The organism is Bacteroides sp. (assembly GCF_052357945.1).
GTDB lineage: Bacteria > Bacteroidota > Bacteroidia > Bacteroidales > Bacteroidaceae > Bacteroides.
In genome coordinates this window covers 1-5586 of record NZ_DAWCXD010000214.1, presented here as the reverse complement: position 1 = coordinate 5586, position 5586 = coordinate 1, and the positions used below count along the sequence as shown (strand labels likewise).

At 41.3% G+C, this 5586-nt stretch carries 5 protein-coding genes; 3 read left to right on the top strand and 2 right to left on the bottom strand.

The annotated features are described in order from the left end of the window. Nucleotides 1–484, bottom strand: a 484-nt coding sequence (locus ACT8YW_RS21480) for a DUF1016 N-terminal domain-containing protein (RefSeq protein WP_444107087.1), incomplete at its 3' end; no start/stop codon positions are given. A gap of 21 nt (nucleotides 485–505) precedes the next feature. Beyond that, nucleotides 506–1468 carry a bile acid:sodium symporter family protein gene (locus ACT8YW_RS21475; protein WP_087317216.1) on the bottom strand — a complete coding sequence of 321 codons (963 nt, stop codon included), beginning with the start codon at nucleotides 1466–1468 and terminating at the stop codon, nucleotides 506–508. Nucleotides 1469–1549: 81 nt separating this feature from the next. Between ACT8YW_RS21475 and ACT8YW_RS21470 the strand changes: the two genes are divergently transcribed. The 3 genes from ACT8YW_RS21470 to dnaA all read left to right on the top strand — a co-directional run bounded on the left by ACT8YW_RS21470 (nucleotide 1550) and on the right by dnaA (nucleotide 5476). Then, a complete protein-coding gene (locus ACT8YW_RS21470) occupies nucleotides 1550–2809 on the top strand; it encodes an N-acetylmuramoyl-L-alanine amidase family protein (RefSeq protein WP_117811468.1) in 1260 nt (419 codons plus the stop codon). Nucleotides 2810–2818: 9 nt separating this feature from the next. Further along, nucleotides 2819–3712, top strand: coding sequence for an MlaD family protein (locus tag ACT8YW_RS21465; protein WP_004299349.1), 894 nt, complete (start codon nucleotides 2819–2821; stop codon nucleotides 3710–3712). 351 nt (nucleotides 3713–4063) lie between these two features. Next, nucleotides 4064–5476: a chromosomal replication initiator protein DnaA gene (gene dnaA, locus ACT8YW_RS21460; protein ID WP_004299347.1), complete on the top strand. Its 1413-nt coding sequence runs from the start codon at nucleotides 4064–4066 to the stop codon at nucleotides 5474–5476. Nucleotides 5477–5586 lie beyond the last annotated feature (110 nt).

Sequence of the window (5586 nt, the reverse complement as noted above, 5' to 3'; positions counted from 1 at the left end):
TACTCCAATAGCGAATGGCGCATTCATGTATATAAAATAGCCTTGCTTCCAAAGTCTTAGCTTTGGATATGATTTCGGTATGATGACTAAAGCCGATTGAAAGAAAGTCAGACCAGTTAAATTCATCAGCCACTGGCTGATGAATTTCTACAAGAAGCAATTTTTCATTCAACACCAAATCATCAGCCGTTGGCTGATGATTTAAAACCTTATCCCACTCCTCATAAAAAATACGCATATTTCTTATGCTTGTCGCAGAAAATCCCCTTAGCCCCGGCAATTCTTTTTGCAACAGAGAAGATATCTGTTCAATTGCGCCTTTCCCCCAAAAGCCTGTACGGGAATTTTCCGACACATAACGTCCGATGCCGTAATAAAGAGATAGCTGTTCCTTGTTCACCGATGCGGCTGCACGGTACTGGCTACGTAGGATAGCTTCTTTTATGGTCTTTACTGCTTCTCTATAATTCTGATTTATATCCATTACGATTCTTTGTCTAATGTCTTACGCTTGATTTTTCAATTCATTCTTTCTCTTTTTCCACAACTGCCACGAATTAATAATATTCTGCCACAACACATACGAACCGGGAGCCACAGAAGACAATGGATTCAAATAAGTATGTGCCATCCAAATAGCCAGAATCGTATTCTTTTGTCCCAACGCCTGCCCGCCACTGATACGGTCATTATAAATTGAGCCGATTGTCTTCCCCAAAAAGAACTGCAAACAGCAGGCAATCAGTGCTCCGACAGCAATCATGATTTCCGTAAAACCATCCGCTGGGTCATTGAGCAAGGAATACAATGTCTGCGCTGTTACGATAGCTAAAGACACAGCCCACAAATAAAAAGCAAGTTCATGATAGCCCAATAACTTCTGATGCACCTTTGGCAAACACTTACTCAACAACCAGGCCACCAAAAAAGGACAAATCAACAACGGAAATACCTTACCTAAAATAACAAGAAACGCCTCCCAAAAAGTGACATCAGGATGCACCTCCACCAAAGGAAAAAGAATAGGCACAGCAATAGCCGCACCGATATTTGCTATCAATGTATAAGTAGTCAGACTGGCTGCACTCCCACCCAACTTGGAAGTAATCACCGCAGCGGCCGTAGCCGTAGGACAAATAATACAAACCATCACTCCCTCTGCTACTATTTTATCAAAGCGATAAAGCAACAAATAAGCAGCCAACGCTCCGCCAATCTGAATCAATAACAACCACAAATGGAGAGGTTTAGGCTTCAAATCACGAGGAGATACCTTACAGAAGGTCAATAGCAACATCGTAAAAATAAGATAGGGAGTCAGAAAAGAAAGGCTGATAAACAGCGGATAACCTATAGCACCTACCAGCATAGCAATAGGTAACGTCCAATTCTTCAAAAACTTAAGCATCGTCGTACATTTTAACTTCGAAGCACAAAGTAACGGAGATTTCAGGAAAAAAGCTACCATTAAACCGAAAAAAACACAAAACTTAATGGCAAATAATGAGTTTTCTACAAATTTCTACTACATTTGCACCGTATTATAGATATGAAACTGAATAGACCGTACATATTATACATATTCATTTGCCTCTGGCTACTTTTTCTACCCTCATGTACTAACCACTTATGGGGGAAGGATTTTGTAGTAGTTATCGACGCAGGACATGGCGGACATGATCCGGGCGCCATCGGCAAAATCTCGAAAGAGAAAAATATCAATCTGAACGTTGCCCTGAAAGTGGGAAATCTGATTAAAAGGAATTGCGACGACGTCAAAGTGATTTACACTCGTAGCAAAGATGTATTCATCCCTTTAGACCGACGCGCAGAAATTGCCAACAACGCGAAGGCTGACCTTTTTATTTCCATTCACACCAATGCACTGGCTAACAATCGTACTGCAAAAGGTGCTTCAACCTGGACACTGGGTTTGGCCAAATCAGACGCAAATCTGGAAGTTGCCAAGCGAGAGAACTCCGTAATCCTCTACGAAAGTGACTACAAAACAAGATATGCCGGTTTCAACCCGAACTCTGCCGAGTCATATATTATATTTGAATTCATGCAAGATAAATACATGGAGCAGAGTGTACACCTGGCTTCGCTGATGCAGAAACAATTTCGCCAAACTTGTAGAAGGGCAGACCGTGGAGTGCATCAAGCCGGATTCCTTGTCTTAAAAGCGAGTGCCATGCCGAGCATTCTGATAGAACTAGGATTTATCTCTACGCCCGAAGAGGAGCGTTATCTGAATTCTGAAGAAGGGGCCGGCACCATGGCAAAAGGCATCTACCGTGCTTTCTTAAATTATAAGAGAGAACATGAACTGCGCCTAACGGGAGTCAGCAAAACGATCGTCCCAACCGAACAGGAAGAAGACAATGCCCCGGCAATTGCCCAAAAGGATACCGAAAGTGTGAACACAGCTCCCCAACAGGAAAAGCTATTGGCCGAAGCAAAAACAAAACCTGCCGCAACAGCCAAAACAGCACCGAAACGCCCAATTGTAGTAGAGAGTGCAACCAATGACAGTGAAATTACGTTTAAGATACAGATACTTACTTCTTCCAAACCTCTCGCCAAAAACGACAAACGGCTGAAAGGACTGAAAGAGGTAGATTATTATAAGGAAGGGGGAATATACAAATATACGTATGGAGCCTCCGCCGATTATAACAAGGTGTTGCGTACGAAGCGCACCATTACGGCACAATTCAAAGACGCCTTTATCATCGCTTTCCGGAACGGCGAGAAAATGAACGTCAATGAAGCGATTGCCGAATTCAAGAAAAGAAGAAATAAATAAAAAGATAAAATGAAGTACATTACAAAAGAAGTCAGAATAGGTATTGCAGGTATCGTTGCACTATGTGTGCTTATATACGGAATTAACTGGCTGAAAGGTATACACATGTTTCAACCTTCCAGCTATTTCTATGCCAAATTTGAAAACGTAAACGGACTCACCAAATCAAGCCCGGTATTTGCCGACGGTGTTCGTGTAGGTATCGTGCGTGACATCTATTATGATTATGCCAAACCCGGAAATGTAATTGTCGAAGTGGAACTGGACACGGAACTGCGGATTCCCAAAGGAAGTAGCGCCGAGCTTGTATCCGAACTTATGGGAGGCGTACGCATGAATATTCTTCTGGCAAACAACCCGCGCGAAAAATATGCCGTAGGAGATACGATTCCTGGCACACTGAACAACGGAATGATGGAAAGCGCGGCGAAACTGATCCCAAAGGTAGAAGAAATGCTTCCGAAACTGGATTCTATCCTCATCTCTCTGAACAATATATTAGGAGACAAGAGCATCCCTGCCACCCTGCACTCGATAGAGAAGACAACCGCCAACCTGGCAGTAGTCAGTTCGCAGGTAAAAGGGCTGATGAGTAATGACATACCTCAACTCACCAGTAAACTGAACACCATCGGAGACAACTTCGTTGTTATCAGCGGAAATTTGAAAGAAGTAGACTATGCAGCCACTTTCAAAAAAATAGACGAAACGCTGGCTAACGTAAAAATACTTACAGAAAAATTAAACAGCAAAGATAACACTATCGGACTGCTCTTCAACGACCCGACTTTATACAATAATCTGAATGCAACAACTGAAAATGCAGCCAGCTTATTAGAAGACCTGAAAGAGCATCCGAAACGGTACGTTCACTTCTCATTATTCGGCAAGAAAGACAAGTAGCAAATTATCGTTATATAGATTTTATCTAAATAACGAAGGGCTTTCAAAAGAAAGTAGATTGCTCTTCAAATGTCTATCTACAAACCGAAATAATATTCCCGTACAAACGTACAAAAGTGAGAAAGAAGGCTAAAATTATATATATAAGACATTAACATACAGATACTTACAAAACCGCAAGAGAGGGTAAACAGAGTGTGTCCGACAACAAACGCATAAGTCATTGAAAGTAAACACATTATTGTTAGCATGAAAAAAACAAGAAAAAATAGATTTGTTTTTTCCGAATAAGATTCCCAATTTTGCAAACGTAGAAGTTTTGCTTAATTAATAAATGTATTAAAAGTTACTATGATTGAATCAAATCATGTCGTACTTTGGAACCGCTGTCTCGACGTTATTAAAGACAATGTTCCCGAGACGACATATAATACTTGGTTTGCCCCTATTGTTCCGTTGAAATATGAGGACAAAACGTTGATCTTACAGATCCCGAGCCAGTTTTTCTATGAAATACTGGAAGAGAGATTCGTAGATCTTATACGTAAGACATTATATAAGGTCATTGGCGAAGGAACCAAGTTGATGTACAATGTCATGGTGGACAAGACTTCGATTCCGAATCAAACCGTGAATCTCGAAGCAAGCAATCGTTCTACGGCTGTTACTCCCAAAAGCATAATCGGAGGAAACAAAGCTCCCAGCTTCCTACAGGCTCCTGCCGTTCAGGATTTGGACCCGCATTTGAATCCCAATTATAATTTTGAGAACTTCATTGAAGGATACAGCAATAAACTTTCAAGAAGTGTGGCGGAAGCCGTAGCGCAAAAACCAGGAGGGACTGCTTTCAACCCGTTATTCCTTTATGGAGCATCCGGAGTAGGAAAGACGCACCTGGCAAACGCAATAGGCACGAAAATCAAAGAAATTTATCCAGAGAAAAGAGTATTGTACGTTTCGGCACATTTGTTCCAGGTACAATATACGGATTCTGTACGCAATAACACGACCAACGACTTTATTAACTTTTACCAGACGATCGATGTATTAATCATTGATGATATTCAGGAGTTTGCCGGTGTCACCAAGACGCAGAACAACTTCTTCCATATCTTCAATCATTTACACCAGAACGGCAAACAGCTCATATTGACTTCAGACCGTGCTCCCGTATTGTTGCAAGGTATTGAAGAACGCCTCCTGACCCGTTTCAAATGGGGTATGGTAGCCGAGCTTGAAAAGCCGACGGTAGAACTTCGCAAAAACATTCTACGCAACAAGATACACCGCGACGGGTTACAATTCCCGCCGGAAGTGATTGATTATATTGCCGAAAATGTGAATGAAAGTGTACGCGATCTGGAAGGTATCGTCATTGCTATCATGGCTCGTTCCACTATTTTCAACAAAGAAATAGATTTGGATTTGGCACAACACATTGTACATGGCGTGGTTCATAACGAAACGAAAGCGGTTACCATCGATGATATCCTCAAAGTGGTATGCAAACATTTTGATCTGGAACCGTCTGCCATACATACAAAATCCAGAAAAAGGGAAGTCGTTCAAGCACGACAGATCGCCATGTATCTAGCTAAAAACCACACAGACTTTTCAACTTCTAAGATAGGTAAGTTTATCGGTAACAAAGACCATGCAACGGTACTTCACGCCTGCAAAACCGTAAAAGGACAATTGGAGGTGGACAAAAGCTTTAGTGCAGAAGTACAGGAAATAGAATCGTTACTGAAAAAGAGAAACTGAAATTAAGTATTAAGTATAAAGTATTATCCATGCGGACAGGCTTTATTATGCGGTTTCGCACCAGAGTAATACTTAAGTCTTTATACTTGAAAATTACTTAATAGATATTT